Raw genomic sequence first — 1,813 nt, 5'->3', positions numbered from 1 at the left:
GGAGTTCAGTTTTAAGTGAATCGATTAGAGCGCTAACTGCTTGTGGGTCATCAGCATGTTCTTTTAAATAATCACTCAAAGACTGTGTGCCGGCATTGTCTTTAAGGATGAGCAATGCACCTGCTTTAATATGATCTGGATTGTCTTTGTATTTTGGATTTAAGGCTAGGAGTTCGTTTAGGCTTAGGCCGTTGTCTTGGGCTATTTGGCTGAGGGTGTCGCCGTCTTTGACGAACTGAATTGAGCCGTCGTTGATTTGGTTGTTAAGGCTTTGTAATTTTTCTACAGGGGTTTGTGCCTCATTATCTGCATAGTCAAGCAGTGAAGTGGCGTCACTCCATACATCGTTGATGGCATTACCTACGGTATCAAGCATACTATCAACAGCACTAGATATTTGCTCATCATCGCCTGCGGCTAGGGCGTATATACTTAGACTAAGGGCGATAGTTCCTAGTGCAAGAGCTGATACTGGGTTAAACACCATTACAATAGAACCAATAAACCCAGTAAAAGTTGTAATTTTATCTAGAGTAGTTGTGTTGCTATCCCAATTGTAAATATCAACAGAATTTATAACCGCACCAGCAATTGGAATTGCTTTTCCAGTTGTTTTAAACAATTCAACAGCAGCATGTATAGTATCTGCTCCTGCTATTGCTGCATTTAATTTTTCACTATCAGATGCATCTTTAATAGTGTTTGCAATTCCCACCTCAATTCTTCCTTGATTAATAACATGTTGTATTGCCTTTTGCCCAAATGTTAATTTAGCCATAATTATTTCTCCTTAATTATTAAATTGTTTTGCCTTACAGTATTAATTATCTCTTCAATGTTATCTAATGCTTCCATATCATTTAAACCTCTTTTTTTGATTTCTTTATCTACTTGTATAAGTTCGTCAATCCCGTTAAAGCCATATAGTCTGTAACGCCACCATGGCAAAAATAAACCTAGTATTATTAAAATATATCCATATATCAGTTTATTATTTTTATTTCCGACATAATTTTTAGTGTCATTAAGAGATATTAGTGTCTCATTATTAATTTTTAATAACGCTATTCTTTTATCCTGCTTTAATCCGACATAGTATTTTTTTATGTATGCACTTTGACCAATGTATTTTTTCAAATTAGTATTATTTATTCTTTTTAAAGTAATTGTTAATGGGTTGTCAGCATGCCCTTCTATGTATATATACATAGCTTTTTTATTTTTATTTCTTACCTTGTTTAACTTTCCTGTTACTGTAATTAAGTTTGGATTATTACCATTTATGAAATTCATTTCTTGATTATGTGAGTACCCATGAAATAACACAATTGTCCCAAACACTATTATAAATACAAATAAAGACATTCTGAGATACCCTATGCCAAAAATTTCTTTATTTTTCGGCAGATTTATATTCACATAACTACCTCCTTTAACTTCTGGAAAAAAATACACTTTTGCAATAAATTTCAAAAATTTACACTTTTTGCTTTTACACTTTTTATTATTTATAAACCTAGAATTCAAAAACCATTCTTCATATTGGAAGAAACCATATATAGTTAGTATCGTTAAAAAAATCATAAGTATATCTATTATCATTCTAAGCTGCCTCTCTTAAATCCACATCAAACCAAACATCATTCATTTTGTTAGTTGTGCCTGCTGTGGTGGTAAAACTACCTTGTTGTTTATGGGCGTTGTTATTAGCGTCTACTTCATTAGAGTTATTGTAATTGTAATTGTAATTGGTATTTAGAGATTTAACGCCTGCCTGAGCTAGGCTTAAAAGTTCGCCCTCGTCTAATTTGCC

General features: G+C 32.9%; 2 protein-coding genes and 1 pseudogene. All 3 read right to left on the bottom strand.

Annotated features, from left to right (window positions below):
* Nucleotides 1–778, bottom strand: a 778-nt coding sequence (locus tag BBROOKSOX_RS12350) for a LysM peptidoglycan-binding domain-containing protein (RefSeq protein ID WP_257607863.1), incomplete at its 3' end; no start/stop codon positions are given.
* Between the two features lie 2 nt (nt 779–780).
* Nucleotides 781–1,602, bottom strand: coding sequence for a hypothetical protein (locus tag BBROOKSOX_RS10515; protein WP_139661718.1), 822 nt, complete (start codon nt 1,600–1,602; stop codon nt 781–783).
* A gap of 1 nt (nt 1,603) precedes the next feature.
* Nucleotides 1,604–1,813, bottom strand: a pseudogene (locus BBROOKSOX_RS10510) (hypothetical protein); the annotation flags it as partial.

The sequence above is a fragment of the bacterium endosymbiont of Bathymodiolus sp. 5 South genome (genome assembly GCF_900128535.1).
Classification (GTDB): Bacteria; Pseudomonadota; Gammaproteobacteria; order PS1; family Pseudothioglobaceae; genus Thiodubiliella.
Note: the sequence above shows the minus strand (reverse complement) of the source record. Positions and strands in the feature narration are given on the sequence as shown.